This is a genomic window from Fructilactobacillus sp. X2R1C1, from assembly GCF_059901435.1.
This window is the reverse complement of the sequence record NZ_JBWXUV010000001.1, coordinates 324,968-339,822: the sequence shown is the minus strand read 5'-3', so window position 1 is coordinate 339,822 and position 14,855 is coordinate 324,968. Positions and strand designations below refer to the sequence as shown.

Sequence of the window (14,855 nt, the reverse complement as noted above, 5' to 3'; positions counted from 1 at the left end):
GTTTATTTCTTAAATTTTGGTAAAATGAATTTAAGCTTAGGCTAATAAATAAAAAGGAGTGTTCATATGTTTAGTAAAACAAAGGGCTTTGACCCGTTTTCACTGGTTATCGGAATCCTGAGTGTGATCTTATCACTCTTCATTTTGAAGAATCCATTGAACTCATTTAAGGCATTAGTTTTCGTCATTGCCATCCTGTCAATCGTTGAAGGGATCTTCAAGATTGCTGAAATTTCTCAACTAGACAAATCATTAGGGATGTCACCAGTTTGGCTTGTCATTAACGGTGTGCTTGATATCATCATTGGTATCTTGATCTTCTTAGACCCTGCCGTTGGTGGAATCTACATCTGGTTGATGTTATCAATCTGGTTCATCATCGATTCATTGTTTGAACTATGGTACAGTCGATTTGCCGAAAGAAACCACAAGGGTTACTTCTGGTTTGAAGTCATTCTTGGTATTATTGGCTTGATCTTAGGAATTGTTCTATTATTCCAACCAGCCATGGCAATGTCAGTTGCATTATTCTTAGTGGCATTTTACTTCATGTTCTTTGGAATTTTGTTAATTGTTCGTTCATTCTAATCAAAAATAAAAGATCGCGGATTCGCGATCTTTTTTTGTACCATTAATTATTTGCGATCCTTATTCGGTTCTTCAGGACGGTCACTACGTTCGATGTGTTTATGAATCTCTTTTCCATCGGTTGAACGGTTTTCATGGCCACGATCCTTTTTGTGATCGTCTTTTTCTAATTTATGCAATAAGTTCTTTTCTTGTTTTTCACTAGGTCTTCTGTCACTCATACTAAACCCTCCTCTTCTGTTTTGTTTATACGTTCCTATTATATCATTATCACCACGGCTTTCATAAAGAATCATTTCCAAAAATGGTTTAATTGCCTTTTGAAAAAATTAATGCTAGTTTTTAGATAATGAAAACTAAGGAGACAATACTATGAAATATGGAGTTACTGCCGGAACGGGTCGTTTCGGTGAGCGTGCTATCTTGGGCTTGATTCGACTGGTTCCTGTCGAAGACATCGTCGTAATCGCTAGAAATACTGAGAAAGCCAAAAAGATGTATCCTGCGGGAGTGGAAATCAGAAAGGGTGATTACAATGACACTGAAAGTCTAAATCAGGCCTTTAGTGGAATTGATAAGCTCCTTTTCGTCTCATCGCAACCTGATCCAGAACATCCCCGCTACGTCCAACACGAAAACGTGGTCAACGCCGCCGTCAAAGCTAAGGTCAAGTTTATCGCTTATACGAGCTTCCCTCATGCTGACATCGCCAAGGTGCCACTAGCAGAGGACCACGCCAAGACCGAAAAATTAATTGAGGCAACTGGCATCAACCATTCCTTTCTTAGAAACAACTGGTACCTAGAAAACGACCTCGACCTCATCAAACGTTCCGCTAAGGGAGCGGCTTTTATCTTCTCCGCTGGTGACGGCAAAGTTGGCTGGGCCGAAGAGAAATACTACGCGTTTGCGGCGGCCAAGGTCATGGCAAGCGACGAAAAGACCAAGGATGTCTATGAGTTCTATGGAAACGAACACACCTACGCTGACTTAGCAGCCTCAGTCATTGCCAACACCAACAGGGACTTTAAGGTTAACTTGTTAAACGATGACAACTACCGCCAAGCTTTAGCAAAACGTGGCTATGACAAGGGTTCAATTAATTTCATGGTCGGCGTTCAAGACATGATCAGGGCCGGGGTCTTAGATGAAAACATCGACGAACAGGCCGTCAAATTTGGCATGACTCATCAAGAAATCTTGGCAAACAATACTGACAACGATCCGGACCTGCCGCAGGTCATTGGTAGACCATTACCAACCCTTGATGAACAGGTTAAAGATTTATTATCCACTAAACCATCATACGAAATCTAAGCAAAAGAAGTTCTTTGATTAAAATTTTAATCAGAGAGCTTTTTTAAACCCATTGATTGCATGATTTCCCCAAGTGTATTAACTTAAACTTAATTAAAGACTAAACTTTCTAGCAGAATCGAAGTGAGTAACCATGCGGCAAGAATCACTTTTTAATAATCAAGATCAAAACGTTCCCTTAGCCAGTCGGGTTCGTCCCAAGACTTTAGACCAATTTGTGGGACAGCAAAATCTCCTTGGAGAGGGAAAAATTCTAAGAGAACTAATTGAAAACGACCAGGTTTCTTCCATGATTTTCTGGGGACCACCCGGGGTTGGTAAAACCACTTTGGCCGAAATTATCGCCAGAAAAACGCAATCAAACTTTTACAGTTTCAGTGCGGCTGACAGCAGCATCAGCAAAATTAAAAAAATCATGCGTCAGGCTGAGCAAGATCAAGCAATTGGGCAAAAAACGATTGTCTTTGTCGACGAAATTCACCGTTTTAACAAAGCCCAACAGGACGCCTTTTTACCCTACGTCGAGCAAGGGAGCATCATCTTGATTGGAGCCACCACCGAGAATCCGTCATTTGAGGTCAATTCCGCCCTCCTATCACGTTGTAAGGTCTTCGTTCTACACGCTTTAAAACCGTCTGACGTGGTGACGCTTTTAAACAACGCCTTAAAGAACCCGGACGGCTTTGGCAAACAAAATATCAAAATCGGTCAGGATGAAATTAACGAGATTGCTAATTTTGCTAACGGTGACGCCCGTAAAGCGTTAAACACCCTGGAAATGGCCGTTCTCAACGGTGACAAAAAAGACGGTGTCACTAAAATAACGTTAGATGGTCTGAAACAACTGATCGGCAACAAGTTTGTGCTGTACGACAAAAATGGCGAAGAACACTACAACATTATCTCAGCTTTGCATAAATCGATGCGTAATAGTGACGTTGACGCAGCCATTTACTGGCTTTCTCGTATGCTAGATGGTGGAGAAGACCCGCTTTACATTGCCAGACGACTGGTGCGGTTTGCAAGTGAAGACGTTGGCTTAGCTGACACGAATGCCTTAAACGTTGCCATTAACGTGTTTCAAGCCTGTCAGTTTCTGGGGATGCCAGAGTGTGACGTCCACCTCGTAGAGGCCGTTACGTACCTCTCACTCGCACCAAAATCAAACGCCCTCTATAAGGCACGACTGGCGGCCAAGAAAGACGTCAAGGAAACCGCTGACGATCCCGTTCCACTGCAAATCAGAAATGCTCCCACCAAGTTGATGAAAAACTTAGGATACGGCAAGGGGTACGAACTCGCCCATAACTATCAAGACAAGTTAACCACCATGAAAACGATGCCACCATCCGTTGAAGGTCACGTCTACTACAAACCCACGAGCGAGGGTCATGAGATCCGGTTCAAGGAACGCTTGGAACAGATCAAGAAGTGGCATGAACAACACGATAATAAAAATTAAGCCAAAAAATTGCCAGCCCGATAATTTAATCAGAGCTGACAATTTTAATTTACTATAATTTTAAGAAAAATCGACGCCACTAATAATTAAATAACGCTCCAAACACAACTAATACCAACATAATCAGTCCGAGAATCCAAAAATTAGCCGCAAACAAACCAATCGTAGCGGCTAATAGAAACATCAACAAAAGACAACCACAAGCGGCACTGCTGATAAACTCAAACAGTAGCCAGACCAGAAACAAAAAAATAAAGATTGATATTGCAACAGTCATTTTTCGCCTTTCTAAGATACGATTAATTCATACACTTTATATTTAAACACAAAAAATGAACCTCTAAAAGTTCCTTTAGAGATTCATAATATTACATATTTTAAAAGTAAACAACGAATAATTCTAACGTACTGTAAGAAGCCTCATTACAATAATTACAATTTGCTATCAAGTAATTGTTGAAACTGGTCCATGGTATCATCAAACTTCGGTAGTTTACCCGTATCCTGGGCATTTTCAACCATCTTAATGACCAAGTCGTTGAATGGAGTCTTGATTCCATACTTCTTGCCCGTCTCGGAGATCACCCCATTGATGTCATCAACCTCAGTCTTTCTGCCCTTCTCCAAATCTTGCAGCATACTAGCCTTTAGGTTCTTACTGTTGTTCATCGCGGACTTCAGGTAGGCCAACTGTGCTGGTTCATCATTGGGATGTTCACTAGTAAGTGAACTGAGGTCATGATTTCCCATTTTGGCAAATTTAACACCGTCAGCATGACCGACCTTTAATCCTTCATTGACGATATTTAGCGCACTCTTTAAGCCAACCTCACTATCAGCAACCTGGCCAAACGTAGCATCACTTGCGGCTGATAACCCACTAAACGATGAGTTAACCAAAAGTTTAGACCATTTGGTTCCAAGTAAATTATCGGAAATGGTGGTGCCACCAACGTGACTCAGCACGTCTTTGACCTTCTTAATGCGGTCGGTGTCCTTTCCGTCAAGTTCACCAATCTGAAAAAGCTGGAAGTGCCGTGGTTAATTCGGACTCCGTGTGGTTAAGCTGGGTCCCACCAAATTCAACGGAACCAGCAACGATGTTTGCAGGATCAATGACCTCTGAAATCGCAATTTCTGGAACCCCGTTTTGAAGCGAAACCAAAGTCCCATTTGGTTTCAACACGTCTTTAACCTTGGGGAGAACTTCGCCGTTATGAGTCTGCTTGGTCAAAAGTAAAACGAGATCATACTCGTTCGATTTTAATTCATCCGGAGTCTTTGCAGTGACAGGAACGGTAAAGTTAACCGTGCCGGTAACCGTCGCACCCTGATCATTTAAATCCTTAACGTGCTGGGGATTGTTGGCAATCAAATCCACGTTGTCTTTGCCGTATGCTTTGGTGAGATATGCACCAATAATGGTCCCAAGTGAACCAGCGCCGTAGACTGCAATTTTCATTATTACCATACTTCTTTCTTTTTTGGAATACTTTGGAATACATGGAGAAGTATGTCGCTGTGAAGTGGGAATGTCAAAAACGAGGGCTTATAAAAAGTGCTAAACCACTTAAATAGTTAGCACTCACATTATATTAGTTTTGTTTTTCAACCAACTCACTATACTTCTTATAAAAGCCCTTCGTATCCGTATACGCCAAACGATACAACTCATAGTACTTGTTATACTCTTCGTGTCTTTCTGGATTGGGTTCAATTTTTTCATTAATCTTGACCCACTTCTGGACTGCTTGTGGTTGAATTTGATTCAATCCAATTCCAGCCAGAATGGCACTTCCGAGGTCGGCTTCACCACCAGAATCAGTCGTTTTGACGGTTTTACCTGTCACATCCGCAATGATCTGGACCATTTTTCTAGAACTGCTAACGCCACCAACTAGAGTAAACGAATCGCCAATATGATCACCAAACTGTTCAATACTCTGACGAACGGAGTAGGCAATGGCCTCCTGAAATGCCTTAAATAACTCATAACGTTTTGTCGTCATTGAAATCCCAAAGATGGTTCCACGAACGTTGGAATCCCATACCGGACTGCGTTCTCCCATAAAGTACGGTAAAACAATCAAGCCATTACTACCAGCGGGAACGTGCTCACTTTCTTCGTCCAGCATTTTCGTACTGTTATTATTATCAACTTCCTGAGCGAATTCACGGGTGAACCACGCAATTACCGCGCCAGCCGTGTTAGCGCCTGCAAAGTTATAGTAATATTCTTTCGGTTTGTAAGCGTACGGCCAGATAATCAGATTGTCATCTTTAAGTGGCTTGTTGGTCACAAGTGCCGCATTCATTGACGTACCTAATGCAATCGTCATGCGGCCAGTACCAAGGACACCGGTTCCAACCGTCGCTGGCCCAACGTCAACTCCAGTATTAAAAATTGGTGTCCCCGCTTCAATGCCCAGTTCTTGCGCCCACTTGTCAGTGACTTGACCGGCGACATCCGTGCTAGCACTCATCTTCTGTGGTAATTTATTTAAATCAATGCCTAATTTAGCTGCCAATTCAGGCGACCACTCATCATCATTAATGTTGAAAATCCCAGCTAAATTACCAGCCGCGGAATAATTAATGCTGATGTTCCCCGTTAACTTGTAAATGACGTACGATTCTGGTGGCAAAAATTGATAAGTGTCGCGGTACAACTCGGGTTTGTTTTGTTTCAACCACATAATTTTAGTGTAACCGTAGTACGGGTCAGCCAAGTTACCAGTGACGTCCATCAGTTCTGATTTACTGACAAGTTTCAGTGCTTCTTCGGTTTCTTTCGTAGCCCGGCGATCCATCCAAATTAACGCGGGACCGAGTGGCTGACCACTTCTGTCAATTGGAACTCCAGAACCACCGTAAAGACCGTCGATGCCAATACCAATGATGTGGGTACTATCGACTTTTTGGGAAAATTTTTTAATCAAGGACGTCACCGCCTGGAGCCAGTCGTCAGCATTCTCTTGCGCCCATTCTGGATGTGGGGTTTCTAACTGATATGAAGCTTTGTCTTGAGCGATAATTTCACCAGTGGTCGTCATCAAGATGGCTTTGGTGCTTGAGGTGCCGATGTCAATTCCTAAAATGTATTGGGTCATGGGAAGTCTCCTTTGCGAAATAAAGTGAGCTGTTTGATGACTTAAGTTTAGCTTATTGAGAGTAATTTGTTAATGAGTGAACATAAAACAATGTATCTCAAAAATAAGTATTACAATCCCATCTCAATCGCTAGCTTGTGATTATCATGATGTTCAATCACTAATCTCTCAAAAGCACTCTTGTTCTTAGCCATCTGAAACAATGCATCTTGTTGGGTACTTTGCACAATATGGTTATTTTCAATCTGGTTCAGTGTTCCATATCCCATTCCCAATGTTTTAGCAAAGTCCCTGCTAGATAACCCATAACTTTTCCTAAGTTTTCGCACGTCTTGGGAAGTCATAAATCCCCTTAATTTGCGGTAAGCATCAAATATTTTATGAATATTTTCATCAGGCTTGTTAAAATCAAGCCATTTTTCACCAGCATTATCGACGAGAAAATGTTCGTTAACATTAACATCTACGCCTTTAAAATTGACAGTTTTATTTTCGTAAACATCTCGGTATTGACCAGTTTGGTCTGTTTCTGGATTATATAATAATTTCGTCATTATTTTCTCCTTCCTACTTATAACGATACTGTATTGGATATTCAGCAATATGAATTGAAATCCAATATACTGAATTCTTCTTCAATTGAAATTTTAAATACAAATCATAATTTAATCTAGTTAACCCGAATACCCAAATGTCTCCAGAAATTGGTGGAATGTGGTTATCACTTTCTGGACCACAAACATAATCCTTCCAAGAAAGATTGTCATAAATAAAATTCATGATTCCTACTGAATCCATCTCTAATTTAATTTGAGTTTCCAGGTTTTTAGAGCGTCTGCTTACCTGCCAAGTTGATCGATTCTTTTTGATCTTCTTTAAAACCCTTTTAACTTTACGCTTAGATGCATTTATTCATGGTGCTTATCACCATATCTCCCTTGGCTAATATCATTATACCATTTGTTTCTAATCAGAAACAAAACAATAAATTAACCATAATAAAAACCACTTAGTTAAATTATTTAACTAAATGGTTTACATCGTGCATATACGCATTAATTACTTATCTTCACAGAGACTTTTTCATAAAAAATACTTTTCTGTTACATCCTACAACTCATACATATACTTCACATCATCCGCCTGGGCATCGGATTTAATCAACAACGTCTCAAACAAATCGGTTAAGCCGACAATTTCATTGGTATGAAAAGTAATGGTGTTCTCTTTTTTATCAATCTCAGTATCAAACGCATTTTCAGTAATACGCCAGTTTTCGTTGGTCCAGTCTTCCTGATTAAAGGCCTGAAAGGCAATGTAGTTATTAATCAACATCTCACCTTGTTTGGACAACCAAGCAAGTACGTTCAGGTCAATGCCTTGAAAACCCTCCCTTAAGTCTGGCTGCAAAATCTTCTCTGGATCATATGGCTGAAAGACCTCTAAATCAATGTTGTCCTTAATCAAATACTTTTTAGCCCCAATGTAACCACGTTGAAGCGAAGCAATGGTGGCCTCTTTCATCTTGTCATCCATGGGTTGCTCAAATTGACCGTAGACCTCCATGAAAGTTGAAAGGAACTTCTGCTGGTCCCGCTGGACGTGGTCGTAGAATTCATCCCCATTGTGATTCATATCAGCCGCTAGTGCTTCCACCGTCGACGGAATATCATCCCGATTAAAGTCAACGTTGACCATGTACACCCCAATTGCAGCGTTTGACAAATAATTATCGACGATTACGTCCCTGATTTGCTGCGGAATCGGTCTGACCTTGTTGAAATCAAACTGATTACTGTTATCGTTGACTCCTGTCACTACCAATCGTTTAAACACTCGCCCGTTATCTGCCTTAATAATATGTTTCATTTTAAATACTCCATTCATTAATTGATTGTGATTATGACTATACAACATCACACATTTTTACAAAAGTCATTTCACATCAATTTATCGAAAATAAAAGAGACTTCACGACTGAAATCTCGATTTCATTATTTACTTTTTAGGATGCTCAAGATTTACCAAGAAATCACGGGTCATTTCGTTTGTCCGGTATGGATAACGTCCGTTTCGATCCGTTACCCGGTGAAGTGGCAACACGATCCAGATGGGACTTCTTGAAATGGCAGCCTCCACTTTATCCTGACTAACACCAGAACGGTCTGCCAGATCGGAAACCGTAACTAATTCACCAAACGGAATCTGGGCAATTTCGTTCCAAACCAACCGGTCTTCATCAGAACCGTACCCCATAAAATCAGTTGGCAAATCAAGACTGGTTGACTTACCTCGCAAATAGTTTTTAATTGTTTTACGATACTGCAAGCTGTGCTCACTATTTTTGGCGTACTCAAAATGATCATTCGTATAAAAATCAAGCAGTTGAGACACTCCTTGACCTGGACTGCTTACGAAATTCAATCCATGATCGTCAATCGTGAAGAAGACTTTATCCCCGTTAACATGAACGGAATCCCAATACAATCTTTGCATTTTTTTACCTCATCCCACTCTTTCCATATCATCATTTTATCATAAAATGTGATGGTAACCTAACTCCAGGGAAACAATTATCGCCGTCCGCGTGGTATCCTAGGGGTAGAATACGAAAAAGGAGAACGCTTATGACTAAAGAAATGAATGCCGTTGGTTACACAAAATATCTACCAATTGATGACCCCAAGAGTTTATTTGATTTCACCACCGAAGTGCCCAAACCGGAACCACACGACCTGTTAGTAAAAGTGGCTGCCGTTTCGGTTAACCCAGTGGACGTTTTCACCCGTGAAGCTCAAAAAGAGCCATTAAAAGAACCGAAAATTATCGGATGGGATGCCGTTGGAATCGTTGAGGCAGTTGGTTCTAAGACCAATCGTTTCAGTGTTGGTGACCGCGTCTTCTACGCCGGTTCACACGTTCGTCCAGGTAGCGATAGTGAGTATCAGGTGGTTGACGAACGCATCGTTGGCATTGCCCCGAAGAAGTTAGACAATGCTCACGCTGCCGCTATGCCACTCACTAGCCTGACGGCGTGGGAGGCCATGTTTGAACAGATGAACATTGATTTTTACGACCGTGACGAACAGAACCACAATAAATCAATCTTAATCATCAATGGTGCTGGTGGAGTTGGTTCAATTGCGACCCAATTGGCTCACCGCGCTAACCTCAAAGTCATTGCCACTGCCGGAAAAGATGAGACGAAACAGTGGGAACTCGATCACGGCGCCGACATCGTTGTTGACTACCACGATGACATCGTTTCAAAGATTCACGACCAGGGTTTCAAATACGTTGACTACATCTTAGATTTACGTAACATTGACGCGTACTGGGACGAAATCTGTGAGTTAATTGCCCCATCTGGCACAATCGTATCAATCACCGGCTCTGGTAAGTCACTCGACATGAGTAAACTAAAGGAAAAACGTGCTCGCTTTGCTTGGGAATACATGTTCACCAAGTCTGAATTCCATACTACTGACATGATTACCCAACACGAAATCCTGGATAAGATTAGTATCATGCTCGATGAGGGGAATTTAGTAAGCACCATGACCAAGCAGTTTGGTCCCATCAATGCCGAAAATTTACGAAAAGCTACCAAGTTAGTCGAAAGTAAACAAATGATTGGGAAAGTCGTGGTGGCCAATGATGAGAATGAAAAATAATAGTGCCACAAGGGAAACCGAAGAACTAAAAAAGAATGGTCAACTCAAAGAAGCACTTGAGGGACAAAAAGACCAGAATTCTAATCACTATTCTGATATTAGTAAAGGAATTAACTGGAATAATCTTTAACATTAAAAAGGATTGAACCTTTATCAAGGTTCAATCCTTTTTGTATGTCTATTATTTTTTCAACCAATGATAGATTCCCTTAATAATCACACATCCGACCGTCACAATCCATGCCAATACCGACAGAGCAACCACTGCCATGAAATGTGCCGGGTTTTGGTATCCAACCGTCAGCTGATTCTGACCAGGTTTTTCTTTAACCCTTGCCGCCCCAATATCGGAAACGCGATATTGATTACGACTAAGTTTGGTCCCGTTCAGTTTAACCGTTGAATTATGGTACAAGATTACCGGAACCATCCGATAGCCATTCTTCGTCTGATTGGTATCAACGTTCCACTTAATGGTTAAATCACCATTACGGTCCACTTGTTTCTTAAAGCCATGATTATTCATGACATCCGTATGGTACTGCGATCCAACCGAATTAAAGTTGGGATTACCAGAATCATTTGGCAAGTAGTCCCCGTTTAACTCAGAAACATCACGTAGGGGCTTATCAAGGTTACCACTTATAAAGTCTAAGCGAACCTGTTTCACGCTCAAATCCTTCTTAAATGGACTTTTAGCAGGTGGCAGGTACTTGCGTGGCGTCTCCACGTTTGGAAGGGCGCGAATCATATTACGTTTAATCGGGGAACTCTTCGGGTTATGCCAAACATCAACGCCATACTGAACGTTTGAATATGCAAACCAGAGAGCCAAAACAGTCATGACAGATACCACGATTCCCATAAAAATCTTCATGTAGTTATAGCGAATATTACCATGCGATGCGCTGATTTTTTCGTACCAATCACTATTAATCTGACTGAGTGACATGAAAAAACCCACCATCAACAAAATTGCCGCATACGGAAAGAAACGGTATGGGAACTGGATGAAGTTCTGCATGTAGGTCCACTTCTCACCTATTGCGTTCCAAGGGAGAATCGCCGATGATACTAGGAGAAACAAGCCACCCACAATCGTGACCACGATGTTAGTCAGATTCTTCTTTTTGGCAATAATCATGTAACCTAACTGGAAGACACAAATCAATGTCAGCACGATTCCAACTTCATTGGGTAAGTTATTATAAAAATTAAAATTAGCCGAATACGTACTCATGTCCTTCATCGTAAATGGTGGCATGAGTTCGTTTTTTCCGAAAATGTTCAAGAAACCGACGAAGTAATTTCCAGCTAAAATCAACGTTAAGAGCACGTTTAACGTAATCTTACCCAGATACTTCCACTTAGCTCGGGAACGCCAAAGACCAACAACCACAAACGGGATTAGCATAATGACCGTGAACAAGGCACTCAGGATGTGCATCTCAAGTAAAATCGCAACGATCAACGCTAACGTCACGTGAATTTTCTTCGGTGAACCATCCAGCAAATCAAGAGCCACCATCACCGCAAACGGCAGGACGGCTGCGCCCCAAGCTAGGAATTGGGCATCAGTCTGCCAACCGGTAATGAAGTTCTGTGACAAATAAATAATGGCGCCAGCCGTGGCAAAAAAACGATTGACCTTGACCCGGCGAAGCAAGCCGTACGAACCCAGTCCGGCGATGACATACAGAACAAAACTCGTTACCAGCTGGAAGCTAAACCAACTCTTAGTCGCTAGCAAAACTACGCCCAAAATAAAGGCCATGTAAGGTCCATAGACCGCGTTGACGATTCGACCAGTCTGATTGAAGCCATAGTTAGTCATGAAATAGTTGAAGTTGCCGGTCTGAAGCTGTCTTTCAACGTCATAAATGCGATTAAAATGAAAGAGCGAGTCGTTTCCTAGTAGGATACTGTGTGAAAAGTACTGAATTCCAACCAAGAAAAGGGCCGCTAACAAAATTAAAAGAACCGCTAACGTCGTTTTAGCATATTTATTCTTCTTCATGATTTCCTCTTATAAGTAATTGTGATTAACTTCTTAATTATCATCGATTATACACTAATTAATTGCCACAAAAAAAACGGTTACCTATCGTACCGCCATTATCTCGTTATTTTTGATCAGAATTCTGTTGATTAGCTTCCTTTTGGAGTTTCTTCTTCTGGTGAATGTAAACTAGCGCCATTACACAGACGATAAACGTCGTAAAGACCACTAGTAACGCCAATAAAATCGTCCAGATCGAGGTTGGCTTGGTTAAAAAGTAAACCACGATAAAGATCACAACCAGTGGCGTTAAACCCCAATTCGCAAAGTTATGCAGATTCTTAATCTTTTTGTTTAATGCTTCCTCTTTACTTTTTGACTCCATTAAAAAGACTCCTTTAGTTTCCCCGTTTTGGTAGCAAAATCGTGATGATCAGTCGTCCACGTGTTAAAAATTGCTGAATTTTGGGCCGCTTTAAATAAATTATCCTGTTGTTTCGTTTGAACTATTTTATCATTTTCAATCCGATTAAGCATGCTTGAAACAAATTTACTCACAAAAAAAGCGCTCTGTAACTCCTAGATTCACCCTAGTAATTACAAAACACTTCAATAAACTTTATATGGCACTCTTCAAAAGGTTCTCACTAGAACCACGTTGACTTATCAGTTCCATGATCTGACCAGCAATCATAAACAAAGCGACGTTATTAGCATAAAACATGTGGTCGGTAAAGACCCCTTCGATTAGTGTAATGATAATAATAAAGGCTAAATATGAGGCCACCGCACTGTCTTTCGACAATAAACGAACAAGTCCAATGGTAATTAAAACCATCAATATTACAAACACAATGTAACCATCCATAAACAGCACCCGTGAAAAACTGGAATCAATGTAAAAGTAATGTAAGACATCACTCACCTTACCGCCGTTTCCGCGCTGCTTGATGTATTGACCAAGCATGCCTGGCATGTACTTTAAATAGGCTTCATGCACCAGAGCCAACCGGTTACTAAAAAGCTTATTTAAAGTTAACCAAAGACTATCATTTTTATAAAAAATCATTGATATGATGGTCCAGAAGGCAATCAATAGTGGCGTCAGTTCCGCCAATATCTTCGTGTATCGATTTCTTAAATTAATGGAAAAACATGAAAGGATGATAACAATCACGATCGCGATGTTAAGCAACAGATCGGTTCTGGAATCAGTAATCAAGTAGATGGCAATCGTTCCAACCGCCATTATTAATGCGCCAATCAGTTTGTTCTTAAACGATATTTTATTAATCAATAAATAACTCGCTAACGCAACGTTCAAGAAAAAGACCGCTGAGGACAATAATAATGGGTAAACGAATCCTAAACTATTGCGAATTAATCCGTTTCGGGGGAATTGCAGATTCGGCAAAATGCCAAATGCTGAAAATAAAATAACTACCCCAATCACACAGATCGTAACAATTATTTCCGTTTTAATAATCCGTTTAATCGGAACGTCCTTCATACCAACAAGAAACACCATCGTATATAACAAACTTTGGTCTCTGGCAAAATGACCATTTATGAATATGAAGGTAATTAGGACGAAAATTCCCACCAAATAAATCGGCTTTAAGTTATCAAAGAAAAAAATCTTAAAAAACACATAGACAAACGCCAACAGGAGCACTAAATGTAACACGTGTCCAATGACTGGATGCATTTTAATGATCATCGTGGTCCCAACTAATGCATCGAGGATTCCGATTACCAGAGCACACAGATACAAAGAAGATTCATGTTTTTTTAAAAAATAAATTGAATCTTTTATCATTTTTCGGTTACAACTCCATTTACGTAATTCTCATTTAATAACTTCAATTGTTTATTAGCAGAATCGTCATTAGGCACAAAATCCTTATGGTTTTTATACTTAAAGTCGTATTTACATGACCTTAACGTTACTTTACTACCCACCGTTGCATTACTAATCACTGGTTGCGTAATTATCGTCCCACTGAAGGGGTGAATCGGTGGCTGAACGTCCATGCTAACGGGTTTATCCAGCATCGAAACATAGACGGTCTGATTTTTCCGTTTACCGTTAACTTTAATCTCATACAAGTAATTATCATCAGATTGATTAATGTTGGTGATCGTACCAGTCTCATCAAAGTTAACTTGATTCGTTCTTTCAATCTCGTTCGGGTCCACTGCTCTAGCCTTAACGTACTTAGAACCAACAAAAAAGATCCCGATGAAGACGATCCCAATACAAACCAGCCATACACCTGTTTTTTTATGATTTGGTTTGATGCCGTGGCTATTGCTTGCCTTGTCCTGATAGTAACTATTTCTGATCAGAACATATCCAAGGACTAAAATAACAAACGCTACCAGTAATATTAATAATACAAATAGTTTGCTAGATAGTAGCTCAGAGGCTTTGTATATAACCCATTGCGTATTTGAATATTTGATAATACCACTCCTACTTATAAATGATAATACGATTAATGTATATATTATTTTTAATTAATAGATACGTTAATAATACAGATATTATAGCACAAACCATTGTATCACTTTCATAAGCTTTAGATTAATACCATTTTCACGTCCTGCCAGACAATAAAATAAACAAAAAGTTAATTTCTTGCTAAATATAAAACACAAACCGTCCGAATTGAGTATAATTGTTACATAACTAATACAGAACT

At 40.3% G+C, this 14,855-nt stretch carries 18 protein-coding genes; 5 read left to right on the top strand and 13 right to left on the bottom strand.

From position 1 onward, the window contains the following. The first annotated feature begins 66 nt into the window (after positions 1–66). Positions 67–588, top strand: coding sequence for an HdeD family acid-resistance protein (locus AC6UDG_RS01545; RefSeq protein WP_500693370.1), 522 nt, complete (start codon positions 67–69; stop codon positions 586–588). Between the two features lie 47 nt (positions 589–635). Here the strand turns inward: AC6UDG_RS01545 and AC6UDG_RS01540 are convergent, their stop codons facing one another. Continuing rightward, entirely contained in the window at positions 636–809 is a 174-nt protein-coding gene (locus AC6UDG_RS01540) for a hypothetical protein (RefSeq protein WP_500693369.1), read from the bottom strand. A gap of 151 nt (positions 810–960) precedes the next feature. On the opposite strand from AC6UDG_RS01540, the gene AC6UDG_RS01535 reads away from it, so the two are divergent. Next, complete coding sequence (locus AC6UDG_RS01535; protein ID WP_500706226.1) at positions 961–1,905, top strand: NmrA family NAD(P)-binding protein; 945 nt, start codon at positions 961–963, stop codon at positions 1,903–1,905. Positions 1,906–2,038: 133 nt separating this feature from the next. Continuing rightward, positions 2,039–3,367 (top strand): replication-associated recombination protein A, encoded by a 1,329-nt coding sequence (locus AC6UDG_RS01530; protein WP_500706225.1) that lies wholly within the window; start codon positions 2,039–2,041, stop codon positions 3,365–3,367. A 79-nt stretch (positions 3,368–3,446) separates the two neighbouring features. Here the strand turns inward: AC6UDG_RS01530 and AC6UDG_RS01525 are convergent, their stop codons facing one another. The 7 genes from AC6UDG_RS01525 to AC6UDG_RS01495 form a co-directional block, all read right to left on the bottom strand. Then, on the bottom strand, positions 3,447–3,644 hold the full coding sequence (locus AC6UDG_RS01525) for a hypothetical protein (protein ID WP_500695384.1): 198 nt from the start codon (positions 3,642–3,644) through the stop codon (positions 3,447–3,449). A gap of 155 nt (positions 3,645–3,799) precedes the next feature. Continuing rightward, positions 3,800–4,333, bottom strand: a complete 534-nt coding sequence (locus AC6UDG_RS01520) for a ketopantoate reductase family protein (RefSeq protein WP_500706224.1) — start codon at positions 4,331–4,333, stop codon at positions 3,800–3,802. Positions 4,334–4,376: 43 nt separating this feature from the next. Further along, a complete protein-coding gene (locus AC6UDG_RS01515; protein ID WP_500706223.1) occupies positions 4,377–4,829 on the bottom strand; it encodes a ketopantoate reductase family protein in 453 nt (150 codons plus the stop codon). A 133-nt stretch (positions 4,830–4,962) separates the two neighbouring features. Further along, on the bottom strand, positions 4,963–6,477 hold the full coding sequence (locus AC6UDG_RS01510) for an FGGY-family carbohydrate kinase (protein ID WP_500706222.1): 1,515 nt from the start codon (positions 6,475–6,477) through the stop codon (positions 4,963–4,965). Positions 6,478–6,587: 110 nt separating this feature from the next. After that, positions 6,588–7,031, bottom strand: coding sequence for a helix-turn-helix domain-containing protein (locus tag AC6UDG_RS01505; protein ID WP_500706221.1), 444 nt, complete (start codon positions 7,029–7,031; stop codon positions 6,588–6,590). Between the two features lie 556 nt (positions 7,032–7,587). Next, complete coding sequence (locus AC6UDG_RS01500; protein ID WP_500706220.1) at positions 7,588–8,346, bottom strand: hypothetical protein; 759 nt, start codon at positions 8,344–8,346, stop codon at positions 7,588–7,590. 129 nt (positions 8,347–8,475) lie between these two features. Continuing rightward, positions 8,476–8,973 (bottom strand): methylated-DNA--[protein]-cysteine S-methyltransferase, encoded by a 498-nt coding sequence (locus tag AC6UDG_RS01495; RefSeq protein WP_500699003.1) that lies wholly within the window; start codon positions 8,971–8,973, stop codon positions 8,476–8,478. 131 nt (positions 8,974–9,104) lie between these two features. On the opposite strand from AC6UDG_RS01495, the gene AC6UDG_RS01490 reads away from it, so the two are divergent. Further along, the gene (locus tag AC6UDG_RS01490; RefSeq protein WP_500706219.1) at positions 9,105–10,151 is read left to right on the top strand and encodes a zinc-binding alcohol dehydrogenase family protein; all 1,047 of its coding nucleotides are present in this window, start codon (positions 9,105–9,107) and stop codon (positions 10,149–10,151) included. After that, positions 10,141–10,281, top strand: a complete 141-nt coding sequence (locus AC6UDG_RS01485) for a hypothetical protein (RefSeq protein ID WP_500706218.1) — start codon at positions 10,141–10,143, stop codon at positions 10,279–10,281. Before AC6UDG_RS01490 ends, AC6UDG_RS01485 begins: the two co-directional genes overlap by 11 nt. A gap of 51 nt (positions 10,282–10,332) precedes the next feature. Here the strand turns inward: AC6UDG_RS01485 and AC6UDG_RS01480 are convergent, their stop codons facing one another. From AC6UDG_RS01480 to AC6UDG_RS01460, 5 genes are all read right to left on the bottom strand, one after another. Continuing rightward, the gene (locus AC6UDG_RS01480; RefSeq protein WP_500706217.1) at positions 10,333–12,168 is read right to left on the bottom strand and encodes a putative glycosyltransferase family protein; all 1,836 of its coding nucleotides are present in this window, start codon (positions 12,166–12,168) and stop codon (positions 10,333–10,335) included. 106 nt (positions 12,169–12,274) lie between these two features. Continuing rightward, positions 12,275–12,535 (bottom strand): hypothetical protein, encoded by a 261-nt coding sequence (locus AC6UDG_RS01475; protein WP_500693356.1) that lies wholly within the window; start codon positions 12,533–12,535, stop codon positions 12,275–12,277. Beyond that, a complete protein-coding gene (locus AC6UDG_RS01470; RefSeq protein WP_500706216.1) occupies positions 12,535–12,708 on the bottom strand; it encodes a hypothetical protein in 174 nt (57 codons plus the stop codon). The genes AC6UDG_RS01475 and AC6UDG_RS01470 overlap by 1 nt, the downstream gene beginning before the upstream one ends. 61 nt (positions 12,709–12,769) lie before the next feature. Continuing rightward, entirely contained in the window at positions 12,770–13,969 is a 1,200-nt protein-coding gene (locus AC6UDG_RS01465; protein WP_500706215.1) for a hypothetical protein, read from the bottom strand. Then, positions 13,966–14,349, bottom strand: a complete 384-nt coding sequence (locus AC6UDG_RS01460; protein ID WP_500706214.1) for a hypothetical protein — start codon at positions 14,347–14,349, stop codon at positions 13,966–13,968. Before AC6UDG_RS01460 ends, AC6UDG_RS01465 begins: the two co-directional genes overlap by 4 nt. Positions 14,350–14,855 lie beyond the last annotated feature (506 nt).

What these genes read in the sequence shown, in the direction of transcription:
- AC6UDG_RS01545 (WP_500693370.1), top strand. Translation starts at nt 67, where the DNA reads ATGTTTAGTAAAACAAAGGGCTTTGACCCGTTTTCACTGGTTATCGGA.
- AC6UDG_RS01540 (WP_500693369.1), bottom strand. Translation starts at nt 809, where the DNA reads ATGAGTGACAGAAGACCTAGTGAAAAACAAGAAAAGAACTTATTGCAT.
- AC6UDG_RS01535 (WP_500706226.1), top strand. Translation starts at nt 961, where the DNA reads ATGAAATATGGAGTTACTGCCGGAACGGGTCGTTTCGGTGAGCGTGCT.
- AC6UDG_RS01530 (WP_500706225.1), top strand. Translation starts at nt 2,039, where the DNA reads ATGCGGCAAGAATCACTTTTTAATAATCAAGATCAAAACGTTCCCTTA.
- AC6UDG_RS01525 (WP_500695384.1), bottom strand. Translation starts at nt 3,644, where the DNA reads ATGACTGTTGCAATATCAATCTTTATTTTTTTGTTTCTGGTCTGGCTA.
- AC6UDG_RS01515 (WP_500706223.1), bottom strand. Translation starts at nt 4,829, where the DNA reads ATGAAAATTGCAGTCTACGGCGCTGGTTCACTTGGGACCATTATTGGT.
- AC6UDG_RS01510 (WP_500706222.1), bottom strand. Translation starts at nt 6,477, where the DNA reads ATGACCCAATACATTTTAGGAATTGACATCGGCACCTCAAGCACCAAA.
- AC6UDG_RS01505 (WP_500706221.1), bottom strand. Translation starts at nt 7,031, where the DNA reads ATGACGAAATTATTATATAATCCAGAAACAGACCAAACTGGTCAATAC.
- AC6UDG_RS01500 (WP_500706220.1), bottom strand. Translation starts at nt 8,346, where the DNA reads ATGAAACATATTATTAAGGCAGATAACGGGCGAGTGTTTAAACGATTG.
- AC6UDG_RS01495 (WP_500699003.1), bottom strand. Translation starts at nt 8,973, where the DNA reads ATGCAAAGATTGTATTGGGATTCCGTTCATGTTAACGGGGATAAAGTC.
- AC6UDG_RS01490 (WP_500706219.1), top strand. Translation starts at nt 9,105, where the DNA reads ATGACTAAAGAAATGAATGCCGTTGGTTACACAAAATATCTACCAATT.
- AC6UDG_RS01485 (WP_500706218.1), top strand. Translation starts at nt 10,141, where the DNA reads ATGAAAAATAATAGTGCCACAAGGGAAACCGAAGAACTAAAAAAGAAT.
- AC6UDG_RS01480 (WP_500706217.1), bottom strand. Translation starts at nt 12,168, where the DNA reads ATGAAGAAGAATAAATATGCTAAAACGACGTTAGCGGTTCTTTTAATT.
- AC6UDG_RS01475 (WP_500693356.1), bottom strand. Translation starts at nt 12,535, where the DNA reads ATGGAGTCAAAAAGTAAAGAGGAAGCATTAAACAAAAAGATTAAGAAT.
- AC6UDG_RS01465 (WP_500706215.1), bottom strand. Translation starts at nt 13,969, where the DNA reads ATGATAAAAGATTCAATTTATTTTTTAAAAAAACATGAATCTTCTTTG.